19 protein-coding genes are annotated in these 14816 nt (G+C 64.0%); 11 read left to right on the forward strand and 8 right to left on the reverse strand.

Annotated elements, in window-relative coordinates:
• The first annotated feature begins 16 nt into the window (after window positions 1–16).
• From SE91_RS22710 to SE91_RS22720, 3 genes are read left to right on the forward strand one after another with little or no spacing between them, the layout of a single operon-like run.
• Window positions 17–586: a phosphatase PAP2 family protein gene (locus SE91_RS22710; protein WP_061849192.1), complete on the forward strand. Its 570-nt coding sequence runs from the start codon at window positions 17–19 to the stop codon at window positions 584–586.
• Window positions 583–930: a DUF3147 family protein gene (locus SE91_RS22715; protein ID WP_061849194.1), complete on the forward strand. Its 348-nt coding sequence runs from the start codon at window positions 583–585 to the stop codon at window positions 928–930. Before SE91_RS22710 ends, SE91_RS22715 begins: the two co-directional genes overlap by 4 nt.
• Complete coding sequence (locus tag SE91_RS22720) at window positions 930–1400, forward strand: DUF3147 family protein (protein ID WP_061849196.1); 471 nt, start codon at window positions 930–932, stop codon at window positions 1398–1400. Before SE91_RS22715 ends, SE91_RS22720 begins: the two co-directional genes overlap by 1 nt.
• A 163-nt stretch (window positions 1401–1563) precedes the next feature.
• On the opposite strand, the gene SE91_RS37210 is transcribed toward SE91_RS22720, so the two are convergent.
• Window positions 1564–1722, reverse strand: a complete 159-nt coding sequence (locus SE91_RS37210) for a hypothetical protein (RefSeq protein ID WP_193409771.1) — start codon at window positions 1720–1722, stop codon at window positions 1564–1566.
• A gap of 173 nt (window positions 1723–1895) precedes the next feature.
• Between SE91_RS37210 and SE91_RS22730 the strand changes: the two genes are divergently transcribed.
• Complete coding sequence (locus tag SE91_RS22730; RefSeq protein ID WP_008551502.1) at window positions 1896–2144, forward strand: hypothetical protein; 249 nt, start codon at window positions 1896–1898, stop codon at window positions 2142–2144.
• Between the two features lie 143 nt (window positions 2145–2287).
• Here the strand turns inward: SE91_RS22730 and SE91_RS22735 are convergent, their stop codons facing one another.
• Window positions 2288–2491, reverse strand: coding sequence for a hypothetical protein (locus tag SE91_RS22735; RefSeq protein WP_008551504.1), 204 nt, complete (start codon window positions 2489–2491; stop codon window positions 2288–2290).
• A gap of 319 nt (window positions 2492–2810) precedes the next feature.
• Window positions 2811–3005, reverse strand: a complete 195-nt coding sequence (locus tag SE91_RS37740) for a hypothetical protein (RefSeq protein ID WP_008551506.1) — start codon at window positions 3003–3005, stop codon at window positions 2811–2813.
• Window positions 3006–3098: 93 nt separating this feature from the next.
• On the opposite strand from SE91_RS37740, the gene SE91_RS22745 reads away from it, so the two are divergent.
• Window positions 3099–3614, forward strand: a complete 516-nt coding sequence (locus SE91_RS22745) for a DUF4142 domain-containing protein (protein WP_008551508.1) — start codon at window positions 3099–3101, stop codon at window positions 3612–3614.
• A gap of 6 nt (window positions 3615–3620) precedes the next feature.
• Here SE91_RS22745 and SE91_RS37215 read toward each other — a convergent pair whose 3' ends face one another.
• Window positions 3621–3911 carry a hypothetical protein gene (locus tag SE91_RS37215; protein WP_008551511.1) on the reverse strand — a complete coding sequence of 97 codons (291 nt, stop codon included), beginning with the start codon at window positions 3909–3911 and terminating at the stop codon, window positions 3621–3623.
• A gap of 259 nt (window positions 3912–4170) precedes the next feature.
• Between SE91_RS37215 and SE91_RS22755 the strand changes: the two genes are divergently transcribed.
• Complete coding sequence (locus tag SE91_RS22755) at window positions 4171–10470, forward strand: HAMP domain-containing protein (protein ID WP_061849199.1); 6300 nt, start codon at window positions 4171–4173, stop codon at window positions 10468–10470.
• Between the two features lie 13 nt (window positions 10471–10483).
• The gene (locus SE91_RS22760; protein WP_061851255.1) at window positions 10484–11974 is read left to right on the forward strand and encodes an HWE histidine kinase domain-containing protein; all 1491 of its coding nucleotides are present in this window, start codon (window positions 10484–10486) and stop codon (window positions 11972–11974) included.
• Here the strand turns inward: SE91_RS22760 and SE91_RS22765 are convergent.
• Window positions 11971–12222, reverse strand: a complete 252-nt coding sequence (locus tag SE91_RS22765) for a hypothetical protein (RefSeq protein ID WP_245318493.1) — start codon at window positions 12220–12222, stop codon at window positions 11971–11973. The genes SE91_RS22760 and SE91_RS22765 overlap by 4 nt on opposite strands.
• A gap of 111 nt (window positions 12223–12333) precedes the next feature.
• On the opposite strand from SE91_RS22765, the gene SE91_RS22770 reads away from it, so the two are divergent.
• Window positions 12334–12591 carry a hypothetical protein gene (locus SE91_RS22770; RefSeq protein WP_061849200.1) on the forward strand — a complete coding sequence of 86 codons (258 nt, stop codon included), beginning with the start codon at window positions 12334–12336 and terminating at the stop codon, window positions 12589–12591.
• 93 nt (window positions 12592–12684) lie between these two features.
• Window positions 12685–12930, forward strand: coding sequence for a hypothetical protein (locus SE91_RS22775; RefSeq protein ID WP_061849201.1), 246 nt, complete (start codon window positions 12685–12687; stop codon window positions 12928–12930).
• Window positions 12931–13134: 204 nt separating this feature from the next.
• On the opposite strand, the gene SE91_RS37220 is transcribed toward SE91_RS22775, so the two are convergent.
• Window positions 13135–13308 (reverse strand): hypothetical protein, encoded by a 174-nt coding sequence (locus tag SE91_RS37220; RefSeq protein WP_197489502.1) that lies wholly within the window; start codon window positions 13306–13308, stop codon window positions 13135–13137.
• 15 nt (window positions 13309–13323) lie between these two features.
• A complete protein-coding gene (locus SE91_RS22785) occupies window positions 13324–13521 on the reverse strand; it encodes a hypothetical protein (protein WP_245318494.1) in 198 nt (65 codons plus the stop codon).
• A 136-nt stretch (window positions 13522–13657) separates the two neighbouring features.
• Here SE91_RS22785 and SE91_RS22790 point away from each other — a divergent pair, with 136 nt between their 5' ends.
• Window positions 13658–13852 carry a DUF3072 domain-containing protein gene (locus SE91_RS22790; RefSeq protein WP_061849203.1) on the forward strand — a complete coding sequence of 65 codons (195 nt, stop codon included), beginning with the start codon at window positions 13658–13660 and terminating at the stop codon, window positions 13850–13852.
• 84 nt (window positions 13853–13936) lie between these two features.
• The gene (locus SE91_RS22795; protein ID WP_008551540.1) at window positions 13937–14239 is read left to right on the forward strand and encodes a DUF6496 domain-containing protein; all 303 of its coding nucleotides are present in this window, start codon (window positions 13937–13939) and stop codon (window positions 14237–14239) included.
• Between the two features lie 6 nt (window positions 14240–14245).
• Here SE91_RS22795 and SE91_RS22800 read toward each other — a convergent pair whose 3' ends face one another.
• Window positions 14246–14608 carry a hypothetical protein gene (locus SE91_RS22800; protein ID WP_061851257.1) on the reverse strand — a complete coding sequence of 121 codons (363 nt, stop codon included), beginning with the start codon at window positions 14606–14608 and terminating at the stop codon, window positions 14246–14248.
• Between the last annotated feature and the right edge of the window lie 208 nt (window positions 14609–14816).

Consider the following 14816-nt stretch of genomic DNA (forward strand, 5'->3'; position numbering starts at 1 on the left):
TGTCGCCGGCTGACCGATGGCTCTCGTAACCGTCAAACCCACGCGGATGGACACGGCGATCGCAGACGAGATCGCACACAACACCAACTTGGGGCTCGAGCAGGCCGCCCAGGCAATGACTTGGGGCGCCGACGAGCATGTGCTCGTCGCGCTGGCAACGGTGGGATGGCTCTACACACGACTGCAGGAACCGCAGAAGCGTCGGATCGCCGATCATGTCCTGATCGTATCGGTGGCCACAGCCGTGCTGCCGCATATCCTGAAGTCCCTGTTCGACCAGACGCGACCGGACCGGCTGACAGTGGGCGGACACCGGCGCGGCGTTCCCTATTCGGGGCAACCTCACGATGCCTTCCCTTCAGGTCACGCCGTGCACATGGGCGCCCTCGCCTCGGCCGCCAGCTTGTTGCCGCCGGCTCTGCGCCGCCTGGTCCGCGCCACGGCCGTGACATTGTGCTTGACGCGCGTGGCGCTGCTCGCGCATTGGGCCAGCGACGTGGTGGCGGGCTTCACTCTCGGCGTCCTGGTCGAGCGAGCCTTCAGACCGTTCACGCTGGCAGGGTCGCGGCAGCGGGCACGGCCATGACGGAATATCTCGTGCGTTTCGTTGCCGGTGGCCTGATCGTCTCCATGTTCGCGATCGTCGGCGACATGCTTAAGCCCAAGAGCTTTGGCGGGCTGCTCGGCGCCGCGCCGTCGGTCGCTCTCGCCACACTTGGCATTGCGGTCGTTCAGCACGGCCCGCACTATGCCGCGGCCGAGAGCTGGACCATGATCTACGGCGCGGTCGCCCTCGGCTGCTACAGCGTCGTCGTCTGCCATCTTCTGATGAGATTTCGTCTCGGAGCGCTGCCGGCGACCATCCTTGCATTTGTCGTTTGGCTTGCCGTCTCCTTCGGCCTGCTCGCCGGTTTCGGAGGGGCCGCCTGATGCTGATCAAGCTGTCGACATCCGCGCTCAAGCAGACGCATTGGTACGAATACGCGGTGCGTTTCGTTCTCGGCGGCCTCGCGACTGTCGCAACAGGACTCATCGGCCGCTATTTCGGCGTCGCGATCGGAGGGCTGTTTCTCGCGCTTCCCGCGATCTTCTGCGCCAGCGCGACGCTGATCGAAAGTCATGAGCGCCGGGCCAAGGAGAAAGCCGGCCTCAGCGGGCGAAGACGCGGACAACAGGCCGCGGCATTGGACGCAGCGGGCGCCGGCCTCGGAAGCATGGGCCTCGCAGCGTTCGCGGCGACGTTCTATGTCCTGGTATCGACGAGCATCATCGGAGCCTTCGCCGCCGCCATCCTGGCCTGGGCCCTGGTGTCCGTGTCGTCATGGTGGATGCGGCGGAAGCTTCGCACCACCTCAGGCCACGCGCCGGCCCAACATGGGGCACGATCAGCGCGGAGCTGAAATTTCCTGCCGCAGCATCAGGAAGTCGTGCATCTCGGCGGCAGTCTGGAGCTGTTCGAGGCGCGCAACGACGGACTCGCGTTGCTGCCCGTCCGGCAGTCTCGCGATCTCATGCTGGAGCCGCTGCCTCTGGGCGTCGAGGCGTTGCTCGAATGTGTGTGGCTCAGAGCGTCTTCGCATCGTCCGTCCTCGGTGGCTGCAGGCCCGGGCTGTTCGCCCAACGCTCGATGTCCTCAATGACCTTCTGAAGGCTCGGACGTACCGGCTTCTGGGTTTCCGCTTCTTCGGAAAGTTTGCGGGGTAACCTGACCTCGTCCGTCATGGCCTTTCTCCCTTTCCAGGGAAATGCACCAGCGTGCGAGTCGTTTCAATATTAACGCATTGATTTTGCTGTCCTTTCCTACTCACTTAGGGATTCTTCCGCCACTTGTGGAACTTACTTGGAGGTCGGCGGTTGAGTAAGCTACTCAACTTGCTCAATTTGCGTGATCGACCATGAACGACCTTCGCGCCGAGCGTCTTCAGGTCATGCTCTCGCCGGAAGAGCTGGCCGCCATCGATGATTTCCGATTCAAGCATCGCATGCCGACGCGAGCTGCCGCGGTTCGCGAACTGCTCAAGTTCGGCTTGGCCGCGGCGGGCGTCGATGCGGCAGCCGGCGTGAAGTCCAGCAGTTTTGGCGTATTCGGCCGCGGACCCGACGGACACATCCAGGGAGATCCAGAGGGCGAGGCCGAGAAATAATCCGCAGAGCCGTTCGCCCAAGCAAACGGCCCCGGCACAGGGGTGCCGAGGCCGTCCTTGGAGATTGCTTCCGGCGCACCGGGGGCATGACAACCGGAAGCAATCCGTCGACTCTTCGCGCGGGGATTCGTTCCTTGTGACGGCTACCCCGTAGCGTCGCTTGATCCGTCAGGCATCGCACCGGAGCCCGGCGTCTTGCTCTCGTCGTTCAGCTTGGGATCGCGCGTCGCCTCCCGCGTGGGCGAGCCCTTGGGATCGCTCTTGTGCACAGATTGCGCACGCTGCTTGTCGCGCGGCTGCTCCTCCCCCCGCTTGTCCTTGACGATACCGTGGTCGGAATGGGCCATGATCTGCTCTCGCCTCTCTTGATGTTCGAAGCGGTTACGCGCAGGCCCGTCGATTGTTCCGGTGCAGAGAGATCGCCGCTAACTGTGGGCCGCGTGGACCGCAGTCGATGCCTTTTCCAGATGCACCTGCCGTACCGTCGTGACCGTCGCGAACGCGACTGAAACGCCAAAAGCGAGGATCAGTGACACAAGAGCCAGACGTGGAGCCATTGCAAACCTCCTTCTGGAATCGAAAATCAATGCGATGGACCGTTCACGGATGATCCTGGACCGGTCTCTTGCATTCCGTGCGCGGACTCACACACGGCTGCACAGGCGCCTACCTGTCCTGCTTCTGGGGGAGATGGACCGTGAGCGGCGGGATTTCCCCGTCGAGCCAATCCTGTTCCTTCGCAAGCGCCGTCCAGGCGTCCGCCATGCGTGAATAGCGTTTGTAAGCGGGTCGCCCTTCCGCTCGCTCGGCGAGCTGAAGACAGTTGTCGGCGTTATCCCTGAAAATGTCAGACTGTTTCATGCAGAATGACGTGGGGACGGAACTCCGTGGTCGCAATGCCCTTACGACATCGTAACGTTCGGGAACTTGGCGTCTGATCGTTCGTTGATAGCGATTCGAATCTTTGTCGCGATCATCCTGGCATTCATCAGCTCCGCAGCACTTGCCGACAGCACGGGCGAACGTAAGCTTGGCGATCGCACGCCGCCGACCGCAACCGACGTCATCAGCGGCCTCTACGCCTTCAGCCGCTTCCAGCAAGGCCTGTTGGAAAGCACCGACCTGAAGGGCAATGCGGAGGTCAAGAATCTTGCCGCATTGCGCGCCGAAGAAGCGGCCAAGCGCGACAAGGCGCTCAAACAGATCCAGGAGACGATCGGTGCGGAGCCGCGCGCCAGCAAGACGGCGTCGGCCAGCGCAAGCCTGGTCGAGCCTGAAACTTCGGACGGACCCACCTACGTCAGAAGCTTTTACGCCTCGCAGATTCCCGAATATGAAGCGACCATCGAGCTGCTCGAACGCTATCTGAAGGCGCCGGACAATGCCGCGCTTGCAGCTTTCGCGCGCGAACAGCTGCCGCTGCTGCGCGCACAGGTCAAGGCCGCCGAGCGCACCATGGCGGACAAGTAGTTGCCTTTACTTCTCCTTCGGACGTTGCTGACTTTCCGGAAGCACCGTCCGGTTGCTCTCAGGCATCTTGTCCCGGCCTCCATCGCCATTGTCGTCCTTACCGCCGGAGGTCGAAGTGCCGCTGCCGCTGGGGTTCGACCGGTTGGCCGTCCCCGTGGTCGGCGTATCGGCACGGGGCGTCGCCGAGCTTGCGGCGGGATCGCCGGTCACGGCCCCACGACCGCTGGGCTCGCCGCCCTGGGCGAGGGCCGCTCCGGCAAACAAGATGGCGATAAGCGCAGCCAGTCCAGCTTTCATTTGCGTGCTCCTGTCTTTGCTGGCTAACCGTGGGGCTGCCGGTCCGTTCCGAGCGGCATAGGCGCCGCGGGGCCAAGGCCGAATCTCTGAACCTGACATGGAACCAACTCGGGGGATGGACGTTACTAACGTCGGGCTGAGCAAGGCAGGTTCCATATTCGCGCGCCGCACCTTGGCGCTTGATTTCGAATTAGGCTGACGCTCTATTTTGACCAAACGCGTACGCCTGGATTCGGCCGACGCCTGCGGGGGAATCAGTATGAGCGACCTCGATCCCGGAACTGCATCACGCTCCGGTCGTCGCGTCCCAAAGCCAAAAAACAGCGATATGTCGGACCCAGATTCCCGGGCGGAATTGCTGCTCGCCCTACAGGCGATGCGCAGCGGCGACTTCTCGGTGCGGATGAGCGGCGATTATCTCGGCATCGACGGCAAGATTGCCGACACTTTTAATGAAATCATCGCGGCCAACCAGCGCATGGCGCAGCAGCTCGAGCTGGTCGGCCAGGTAGTGGGGCGCGAGGGCAAGACCCGCCAGCGCGTCAAGTTCGGCCTCGCCTCCGGCTCCTGGGCCGACATGGAAGGCTCGGTCAACACGCTGATCGACGATTTGTTGTGGCCGACCCGCGAGGTGACGCGCGCGGTCGCGGCGGTGGCGCAAGGCGACCTGCTGCAGACCGTCAAGCTCGACGTCGACGGAAGGCCGCTGCGGGGTGAATTCCTGCAGTCGGCCAACATCGTCAACACCATGATCAAGCAGCTCGGCGTGTTCACCTCCGAGGTGACGCGTGTGGCGCGCGAGGTCGGCACCGAGGGCAAGCTCGGCGGCCAGGCCCAGGTGCCGGAGGTGACCGGCGTCTGGAAGGACCTCACCGAGAGCGTCAACTCGATGGCGAACAACCTGACCAACCAGGTTCGCAACATCGCCGAGGTGACGATCGCGGTCGCCAACGGCGACTTGTCGAAGAAGATCACCGTGGACGTCCGCGGCGAGATCCTTCAGCTCAAGGAAGCCATCAACACGATGGTGGACCAGCTGCGCTCCTTCGCCTCCGAAGTGACGCGCGTGGCGCGCGAAGTCGGCACCGACGGCAAGCTCGGCGGCCAGGCGATCGTGCCCGGCGTGGCCGGCACCTGGAAGGACCTCACCGATTCCGTCAACGCGATGTGCGGCAACCTGACCGCGCAGGTGCGCAACATCGCCAACGTGACGACGGCCGTGGCGCGCGGCGACCTGTCGCGCAAGATCACTGTGGACGTGCGCGGCGAAATTCTGGAGCTGAAGGACACCATCAACACCATGGTGGACCAGCTCAACTCGTTCGCCTCGGAAGTGACGCGGGTCGCGCGCGAGGTCGGCACCGAGGGCAAGCTCGGCGGCCAGGCCCAGGTGCCCGGCGTGGCCGGCACCTGGAAGGACCTCACCGACAACGTCAACTTCATGGCGTCGAACCTGACTGCGCAGGTCCGCAACATCGCCGACGTTGCCACCGCGATCGCCGGCGGCGACCTCTCCAAGAAGATCACGGTGAACGTGTCGGGCGAGATCCTTCAGCTGAAGGAAACGCTGAACACGATGGTCGACCAGCTCAACGCGTTTGCGGGCGAAGTGACGCGCGTCGCGCGCGAGGTCGGGACAGAAGGACGGCTGGGCGGCCAGGCCAACGTGCTCGGCGTCGCCGGCACCTGGAAGGACCTGACGGAGAGCGTCAACTCGATGGCTTCGAACCTGACCGCGCAGGTCCGCAACATCGCAGAGGTGACGACGGCGGTCGCGGGCGGCGACCTCTCGAAGAAGATCACGGTGGACGTGCGCGGCGAAATCCTCGAGCTGAAGGACACCATCAATACGATGGTCGACCAGCTCAACGCCTTCGCAGGCGAAGTGACGCGCGTGGCGCGCGAGGTCGGCACCGAAGGCAAGCTCGGCGGCCAGGCCGTCGTGCGCGGCGTCGGCGGCACCTGGAAAGACTTGACGGACTCGGTCAACTCGATGGCCTCGAACCTGACCGGTCAGGTCCGCAACATCGCCGAAGTCGCGACCGCGGTGGCGAAGGGCGATTTGTCCAAGAAGATCACGGTGAACGTGTCGGGCGAAATCCTTCAGCTGAAGGAAACGCTCAACACCATGGTCGACCAGCTCAACGCCTTCGCCGGCGAAGTGACGCGCGTGGCACGCGAGGTCGGCACCGACGGCAAGCTCGGCGGTCAGGCCCAAGTCACCGGCGTTGCCGGCACCTGGAAGGACCTGACCGACTCCGTGAACTCGATGGCCGGCAATTTGACCGCCCAGGTCCGCAACATCGCGGAGGTCGCGACAGCGATCGCCGGCGGCGACCTGTCCCGCAAGATCACGGTCGACGTCCGCGGCGAAATCCTGCAGCTGAAGGAAACGCTGAACACGATGGTCGACCAGCTCAACCGCTTCGCGGGCGAGGTGACGCGCGTTGCGCGCGAGGTCGGCACCGAGGGCCGCCTCGGCGGTCAGGCCAACGTGCCCGGCGTCGCCGGCACCTGGAAGGACCTCACCGACAGCGTGAACTCGATGGCGGGCAACCTCACCGCCCAGGTCCGCAACATCGCCGAAGTGACGACCGCCGTGGCGCGCGGCGACCTCTCCCGCAAGATCACCGTGGACGTGAAGGGCGAAATCCTCGAGCTGAAGAACACCATCAACACCATGGTGGACCAGCTCAACGCCTTTGCCGGCGAAGTGACGCGCGTGGCCCGCGAGGTCGGCACCGAAGGCAAGCTCGGCGGTCAGGCCGAAGTGCCCGGCGTTGCCGGCACCTGGAAGGACCTCACCGATAACGTCAACTTCATGGCCTCCAACCTGACGGCCCAGGTCCGCAACATCGCGGAGGTCGCGACCGCGATCGCCGGCGGCGACCTCTCGAAGAAGATCACCGTGGACGTGCGCGGCGAGATCCTGCTGCTCAAGGACACCCTGAACACCATGGTCGAACAGCTGCGCTCCTTCGCGGCGGAAGTGACGCGCGTCGCGCGCGAGGTCGGCACCGAGGGACGGCTCGGCGGCCAGGCCGTCGTGCCCGGCGTCGGCGGTACCTGGAAGGACCTCACCGACAACGTCAACCTGCTCGCGGCCAACCTCACGACGCAGGTCCGCAACATCGCCGAAGTCACCACGGCGGTCGCCCGCGGCGACCTCTCGCGCAAGATCACCGTCGACGTGAAGGGCGAGATCCTCGAGCTGAAGAACACCATTAACACCATGGTGGACCAGCTCAACGCCTTCGCCGGCGAAGTGACGCGCGTGGCGCGCGAGGTCGGCACCGAGGGCAAGCTCGGCGGCCAGGCGCAGGTGCCCGGCGTCGCCGGCACGTGGAAGGATCTCACCGACACCGTCAACTTCATGGCCGCGAACCTAACCGAGCAGGTGCGCGGCATCGTCAAGGTGGTGACCGCGGTCGCCAACGGCGATCTCAAGCAGAATCTCACCGTGAAATCGAAGGGCGAAGTCGCGGCTCTCGCCGACACCATCAACAACATGACCGAGACGCTCGCGACCTTCGCCGATCAGGTGACGTCGGTGGCGCGCGAGGTCGGCGTCGAGGGCCGCCTGGGCGGTCAGGCCAACGTGCCCGGCGCCGCCGGAACCTGGAAGGACCTCACCGGCAACGTCAACCTGCTCGCGGCCAACCTCACTTCGCAGGTGCGCGCGATCGCGGAAGTCGCGACCGCCGTGACCAAGGGCGACCTGACGCGGTCGATCCAGGTCGACGCCCGCGGCGAAGTCGCCGAGCTGAAAGACAACATCAACACGATGATCACGAATCTCCGTCTGACGACGGACGTGAACACCGAGCAGGACTGGCTGAAGACAAACCTCGCCAAGTTCACCAACATGCTCCAGGGCCAGCGCGACCTCACCACCGTCGGCCGGCTGCTGCTCACCGAGCTGTCGCCGCTGGTGAACGCTCATACCGGCGTGATCTACCAGGTCGAGAGCGAGGACAATCCGCAGCTCCTGCTGCTCGCGTCCTACGCCAGCGACGGCATCTACCCCTATCAGCGCGTGCTCCAGTTCGGCGAAGGCCTGATCGGCCAATGCGCCCTCGACAAGCGGCCCCGGGTGGTTGGCGACATTCCCTCCGACGTGGTGCCGATCAACTCGGCGCTGTTCCGCGTCGCGCCGAAGAATCTCGTGGTGCTGCCGGTGCTATTCGAAGGTCAGGTCAAGGCCGTGATTGAGCTTGCTTCGCTCGTCTCCTTCACGACATCGCAGATGACCTTCCTGGAGCAGCTCACCGACTCCATCGGCATCGTGCTCAACTCGATCGAAGCGACGATGCAGACCGAAGGCCTGCTCAAGCAGTCGCAGCAGCTCGCCGGCGAGCTCCAGACCCAGCAGCGCGAATTGCAGCAGACCAACGACCAGCTCGAGCAGAAGGCGCAGCAGCTCGCCGAGCGTAACGTCGAGGTCGAACGCAAGAACCAGGAGATCGAGCAGGCCCGCCGCGCGCTGGAGGAAAAGGCGACCGAGCTCGCGCTCACCTCGAAATACAAGTCCGAATTCCTCGCCAATATGAGCCACGAGCTGCGCACGCCGCTGAACTCGATCCTGATCCTCGGACAGCAGCTCACCGACAATCCGGACGGCAACCTTTCGGCCAAGCAGGTCGAATTCGCCCGCACCATCCACGGCGCCGGCACCGACCTGCTCAATCTCATCAGCGACATTCTCGATCTCTCCAAGATCGAGTCCGGCACGGTGACGGTCGACGCCGAGGAGATCCTGACCGCGAACCTGCTCGAGACCGTCGGGCGGCCGTTCCGGCACGAGGCGGACAACCGCAACCTATCGTTCAAGATCGACATCGATCCGAACCTGCCACGCAGCATCGTCACCGACTCCAAGCGCCTGCAGCAGGTGCTGAAGAACCTGCTCTCCAATGCCTTCAAGTTCACCGCCGAAGGCGAGGTGCGCCTCAAGGTGGGCGGCGCGCTCGGCGGCTGGGGCACGGATCACCCGGTGCTGAATTCGGCGCCGGCCGTGATCGCGTTCGAGGTATCCGATACCGGCATCGGCATCCCCCTGGAAAAGCAGAAGCTGATCTTCGAAGCGTTCCAGCAGGCGGATGCCGGCACCAGCCGCAAATATGGCGGCACTGGCCTCGGACTTGCAATCAGCCGTGAGCTCGCGAGCCTGCTCGGCGGCGAGATCCACCTGCGCAGTTCGCCGGGCAAGGGCTCGTCCTTCACGCTCTATCTGCCGCTAAAATATTCCGGCCCGACGCTCGCACCGCGCGCAGCACCTGCGCCCCAGCAGTACAACCAGCCGCCGGCGCTCCAGCCGGCCGCCCCCGACCAGCAGCAGCGCGTCATCGAGCAGCTTCCCGACGACCGGCTCAATCTCGAGCCCGGCGACACCATCCTCCTGATCGTCGAGGACGACCCGCATTACGCACGCGTGCTGGTCGATCTGGCGCGCGACAAGGGGTTCAAGGTGCTGGTCGCGGCCCGCGGCGCAGAAGCACTCGAGCTCGCCAAGCAGTACCAGCCGACGGCCGTCTCCCTCGACGTGTTCCTGCCGGACATGCTGGGCTGGACCGTGCTGAGCCAGCTCAAGCACAATCCGCTGACCCGCCACATCCCCGTGCAGATCATCACCCTCGACGAGGACCGCCAGCACGCCTTGGCGCGTGGTGCCTTCTCCTTCGTCAACAAGCCGACGACAACGGAAGGCGTCTCCGCCGCGCTGACGCAGATCAAGGAATATGCGCGGCCGCGGCGCAAGCGGCTCCTGATCGTCGAGGACAACGAGGCCGAACGGCTCTCGATCCGCGAGCTGCTGCACCACGACGACATCGAGATCGTGGCGACGGACACCGGTGCCGGCGCGCTTTCGACGCTGCGTGAGCAGCCGTGCGACTGCGTGGTGCTCGACCTCAGGCTGCCCGACATGACCGGCTTCGAGGTGCTCGACCAGATCCGCAACGACGAGGCGCTGTCGAACATCCCGGTCGTGGTGTTCACCGGCCGCGAGCTCTCCGCGGAAGAGGATGCGGAACTGCACACCATGGCGCGCAGCATCGTGGTCAAGGGCGTGGAGTCGCCGGAGCGCCTGCTCGACGAGACCGCGCTGTTCCTGCACCGTGTCATCACGGAACTGCCGGTCGAGAAGCAGCGCATGCTGGAGAAGCTGAACAGTTCCGACGAGGATCTTATCGGCAAGACGGCCCTGCTCGTCGACGATGACGCCCGCAACATCTTCGCGCTGTCGAGTGTGCTGGAACGGCGCGGCATGAAGGTGCTGACGGCCACGACCGGCAGAGAGGCGGTCGCATTGGTCGAATCCAATCCGGAAATCGCCATCGTGCTGATGGACATCATGATGCCGCAGATGGATGGCTATCAGACCATGGGCGTGATCCGGGAGAATCCGGCCTTTGCGCGGCTACCGATCATCGCGCTGACCGCCAAGGCGATGAAGGGCGATCGTGAGAAATGCCTGGAAGCCGGCGCGTCCGACTACCTCGCCAAACCCGTCAACACCGATCAATTGCTGCTTGCGATCCGCATGTGGCTGCACCGCTGAGTTGGATCCGCGAATGGACCACGAAAAGGTCAACATCCTGCTCGTCGACGACCAGCCCGCCAAGCTGCTCGCCTATGAGGTGATATTGAAGGACCTCGGCGAGAACCTCGTGATCGCCTCTTCCGGCCGCGAGGCGCTGGAAGTTCTGCTCAAGACCGAGATCGCGGTGATCCTGGTCGACGTCTGCATGCCCGAGCTCGACGGCTTCGAGCTCGCCGCGATGATCCGCGAGCATCCGCGCTTCCAGAAGACCGCGATGATCTTCATCTCCGCCATTCAGGTCAGCGACATCGATCGATTGCGTGGTTACGAGATGGGCGCGGTCGATTACGTTCCGGTGCCGGTCGTGCCGGAGGTGCTGCGCGCCAAGATCAAGGTGTTCTCCGAACTCTATCGCAAGACGCGCGAGCTCGAGCGACTGAACCAGGAGCTCGAGGACCGCGTCCGCGCACGCACCGCCGAGCTGGAAAACTCCACCGCCAAGCTGCGCGAAAGCGAGCAGCGCCGCAGCATGGCGATCGCCGCCGGCAAGATGGGCTCGTGGGATTGGGACTGGATCACCGGCGACTGGATGTGGGACGAGGGGCAATATCGCATTTTCGGCGTCAGTCCGGAGAGCTTCGAGGTCAATCCGGCCAACGTCCAGGCGTTGCTGCATCCCGATGACGTCGACCAGCTGCGCAAGGCGATCGCCGAGTTCAACAGCGGCACGCGTGCCTATGAAACCGAATTCCGGATCGTGCGGCCCGACGGGGAGGTGCGCTGGTGCGTCGGCACGGCGGCCGCCACGATAGATGCCAACGGCCGCGTGGTGCGGGTGAGCGGCGTCACCGTGGACATCACGGAACGCAAGCGCGCCGAGGAGCGGCAGAATCTCCTCGCGCGGGAAGTCGATCATCGCGCCAAGAATGCGCTGGCGCTGGCGCAATCGATCGTGCGCCTCACCCGGGCCGACGAGGTCAAGGCCTATGTCAATGCCGTCGAGGGACGCATCAACGCGCTGGCGCGCGTCCACACCATCCTGTCACTGTCGAGCTGGCAGGGCGCCGAGCTCTCCAAGCTGATCGACGAGGAGCTTGCGCCCTATTCGCTGGGCGGCCAGATCAGGTTGGCAGGCCCCGAAGTTCAGTTGCTGCCGGCGACCGCCCAGACGCTGGCGCTCGCACTGCACGAGCTCTTCACCAACTCGGCCAAATATGGCGCGCTGTCGACGCGGTCTGGGCGGCTCATGATCGCCTGGCAGGCCGAGAACGACCGCCTCACGCTGACCTGGGAGGAATCCGGCGGCCCGCTGGTCAGGACACCGAAATCCCGCGGCTTCGGAACGCGGAGCCTGCTTGCGAGCGTCGAGTCCCAGCTCGGTGGACAGGCGCAATTCGATTGGCGCGCCGAGGGCCTGTTGTGCCGCCTGGAGGTGCCGTTGACACGCAAGACCGCGGCGAGCCCCGCACCCGGCAAATTCGATGCCGCAGCTGCGGCCGAATTGCAGCGCGCCTCCGGCTAGCCGGACGCGGTGCCCGTCATGCGCTGCTCGGTTCGTGGATCGCGCGCAATGCGTCCTTCGAGCCATGCTTCCGTTCGGGCGAGATCGCGCAGCGCTCTGGCATAGCGGCGAGCTGCGCTTCGCTCCGCGCCACGCGGGAGCTTGCGCGCCTTGCGCAGAATATCCGCGGCGGCATTGCGATAGGCCAGCGAGCGGTACAGAAAGACTACCTTGCCCATATCGACTATTCCCGTGTTGATGGCGTTCATCTTCGCGTGTCCGGCATGAACGTCGGATGAAGCAGGCGATGACCATTCCTTCATTGGGATGGAACCAGCGAATACCGCGCGCGTTTGCATGTCAGCTCGAGACACTGTTCCATGCGCGCGAAAAAGTCGCCGGACCTGATCTCTCCCACTGGCCTCATCAAACTGATGACACACGCGCTGATGGGCGCAGCCCTCGGCCTCGCCTTCAGCCTGATACTCATTCTCTGCAATCCAGCCGTTGCCAACCTGCTCAAGAACGGCGGAAGCCAGGCCGCCATCGTCTTCGTCCTCACCTTGGTGACGACCTTCACGATCGGCGCGACGCTCACCGGCGTCGTATTCATCCTGGAAGAGAACAAGCAATCTTGAAGCGCCTGGACGCTTGACGATGGCTTCGTCGGGAACTCCCGCGACGAACCGCAGTTGGCCGCCTGCGTCAATTTAACTCAGGAGTTCCCTTACATGAAGACGACCAAGCTCGCTCTCGCCGTGATGTTGGCAACCGGCCTTGCCGTATCGCCGTTCGCCGCGCAGGCGAAGTCGCACAAGGCAAAACATGGATCCGCGATGTCATCGTCGCAGACCACCGGCACCAACACCAAGACGTCAAAGGGCGCCGATCCCTCCGGTCAGGGCGGTTCTGGTCCGGGCTCCGATCAGGGCGGCACCATGACCAACAACAAGGATGGCATGAGCAAGAGCAAGTGAGCCCAGCATAATACGACGATCAAAAGTCCCGCGCTCTGCGCGGGACTTTCACGTGAGGCCTTTTCAGTATCGCACGATCACGATTCATCGCGACCTCGTCGCGCTCCCGCGCCACATGGGCCGCGCGCTGATCAGCGCATCACGGATGGCCTGCTTCAACTCCTCGATGCGCGCACGCCTTAGCTGCGTCGGATGTCAGTGATGTTAAGGCCGCGTGCCTTTTGCAAGATGCTCGAGCTGCGCCCGCTTACGCGCGATGAGGAGCTGGGCCGCAGCATCATCGAGGCCCTCGCGCTGCAATTGCCGGATGGCAGAACCCAGTTCGAGAATCTCAGCGCGCAATTTCAGCATCCGGTAGTCGTCCGGGTCTTCCTCCACGCGACCCTCAATGTCTCAGCGGCGCGCCAATAGGCTCGCCGGCTTGTCCTTCGTCACCGCCTGGAGACGCGTCCGGCCGCGGACGTCAGGCAGGACACCGCGGCCCCCGGCCGCCTTCCATTCCTCGATGAGCAGATTGATTTTCCGGCGCAGATCGATCTGAGCCAGGGCCTGTTCAGTGCAGTCGCAGTCACGATTGACAAGGTCGCGCACGACGCCTCGACATCGGCCATCTCCAGCCTCAAGGCGCTGATTTTACGTCGAATTTCATTAATTCTGTTGTCCATGGCTTGTTAGAACAAAATAAGAACATATAGTCAAGTCACGATTTCCAGAACGGAGGAGCGACATGCAGGTTCAGGCCCAATATGACGCCAGGGTTTTCCTGAGCGAGCAGATGACCCGGGCGCAGGGACTGAGATTGAAGCGGCTCAGTGAAGAGGCGTATCAGCCGGCACAGTATGCGCGCGATCTCTCCTTCGCCGAGGCTGCGCGGCGCATCGAGGTGCTGGAAGCCGAGATCGAGCTGGCGAATTCGTTCTAGGCCCGCCCAGCCGGCCCGTTACTCGCCTGACTTCGGAACCATGCCTGTGTGGAACGGTTCTCCCCCGGCCAAGGGAGAACAGGCATGGCACGCAAGGCAAAGAAGCGCCGCTACTCACGCAGCTCCGGCAGCGACGTCGAAAGCGAGATGCGGCGCTACAAGAAGGGGACCGCGAAGAGCGGGCGTGGCGGTCGCGGCGGTCGGGTGAAGAGCCGCAAGCAGGCGATCGCGATCGGACTGTCGAAGGCCCGCAAGAAGGGCAAGAAGGTCCCGAAGAAGGCGTCCAAGCGGAAGACGTCCAAGAAGAAGACAGCCAAGAAATCTTCCAAGAGCAAGAAATCTTCCAGGAAGACGTCGAAGCGGAAGTCCGCCAAGCGCTCGCGCTGACTTCGGTCAGATCATGCTGCCCGGCATGAAGCAGCGGATCGAAATCCCGAACGCAGTCTTCACCGGCCACACCATGGTGCGGCCGGCGCGGTTCGGCTCGGTGATGACGGCTTCATCCGGCACGTCGATCCACTGCCCATCCAGCCTGACGCGGTAATGTCCGTCGTGCGATTCCCAGTCGGGATCGGCAACGGCAAAGCCGTCCGCATCCGAGCAGCACGGACCGAGATGGCTGCGCAAGCTGTCGAACCAGGGCTTCAGGGGAGAGTTCGCATAGCGGCCGTCATCGCGCCCGAGGGCGCTTGCAGTCGGCAGCACGAACGACGCCACCAACAGCGCCGTCATCAGCGAGAGCTTCAATCGATCCATGTCGGCACCGATCAAATGCGAACCACCGGCCAGTTCCACAAAGCGGCGGGACGGTTCGAAGTTCCACGCTTGCAACCCGCCTCCGCGGCGACATTGCCGCAGGGCACACGGGTGCTGCTCGAAACTGTGAGCGGCGAACACGGCTTTTTCGGACGAACCGGGTCATCCTCGCTGCCGTTAACGAGAATGTTATCGCCGACGTGATCTC

Source organism: Bradyrhizobium sp. DOA1 (assembly GCF_001593325.1).
Classification (GTDB): domain Bacteria; phylum Pseudomonadota; class Alphaproteobacteria; order Rhizobiales; family Xanthobacteraceae; genus Bradyrhizobium.

Coding starts and splice junctions, on each gene's coding strand:
- SE91_RS22710 (WP_061849192.1), top strand. CDS start 17: ATGGCTCTCGTAACCGTCAAACCCACGCGGATGGACACGGCGATCGCA.
- SE91_RS22715 (WP_061849194.1), top strand. CDS start 583: ATGACGGAATATCTCGTGCGTTTCGTTGCCGGTGGCCTGATCGTCTCC.
- SE91_RS22720 (WP_061849196.1), top strand. CDS start 930: ATGCTGATCAAGCTGTCGACATCCGCGCTCAAGCAGACGCATTGGTAC.
- SE91_RS37210 (WP_193409771.1), bottom strand. CDS start 1,722: ATGACGGACGAGGTCAGGTTACCCCGCAAACTTTCCGAAGAAGCGGAA.
- SE91_RS22730 (WP_008551502.1), top strand. CDS start 1,896: ATGAACGACCTTCGCGCCGAGCGTCTTCAGGTCATGCTCTCGCCGGAA.
- SE91_RS22735 (WP_008551504.1), bottom strand. CDS start 2,491: ATGGCCCATTCCGACCACGGTATCGTCAAGGACAAGCGGGGGGAGGAG.
- SE91_RS37740 (WP_008551506.1), bottom strand. CDS start 3,005: ATGAAACAGTCTGACATTTTCAGGGATAACGCCGACAACTGTCTTCAG.
- SE91_RS37215 (WP_008551511.1), bottom strand. CDS start 3,911: ATGAAAGCTGGACTGGCTGCGCTTATCGCCATCTTGTTTGCCGGAGCG.
- SE91_RS22755 (WP_061849199.1), top strand. CDS start 4,171: ATGAGCGACCTCGATCCCGGAACTGCATCACGCTCCGGTCGTCGCGTC.
- SE91_RS22760 (WP_061851255.1), top strand. CDS start 10,484: ATGGACCACGAAAAGGTCAACATCCTGCTCGTCGACGACCAGCCCGCC.
- SE91_RS22765 (WP_245318493.1), bottom strand. CDS start 12,222: ATGAACGCCATCAACACGGGAATAGTCGATATGGGCAAGGTAGTCTTT.
- SE91_RS22770 (WP_061849200.1), top strand. CDS start 12,334: ATGCGCGCGAAAAAGTCGCCGGACCTGATCTCTCCCACTGGCCTCATC.
- SE91_RS22775 (WP_061849201.1), top strand. CDS start 12,685: ATGAAGACGACCAAGCTCGCTCTCGCCGTGATGTTGGCAACCGGCCTT.
- SE91_RS22790 (WP_061849203.1), top strand. CDS start 13,658: ATGCAGGTTCAGGCCCAATATGACGCCAGGGTTTTCCTGAGCGAGCAG.
- SE91_RS22795 (WP_008551540.1), top strand. CDS start 13,937: ATGGCACGCAAGGCAAAGAAGCGCCGCTACTCACGCAGCTCCGGCAGC.
- SE91_RS22800 (WP_061851257.1), bottom strand. CDS start 14,608: ATGGATCGATTGAAGCTCTCGCTGATGACGGCGCTGTTGGTGGCGTCG.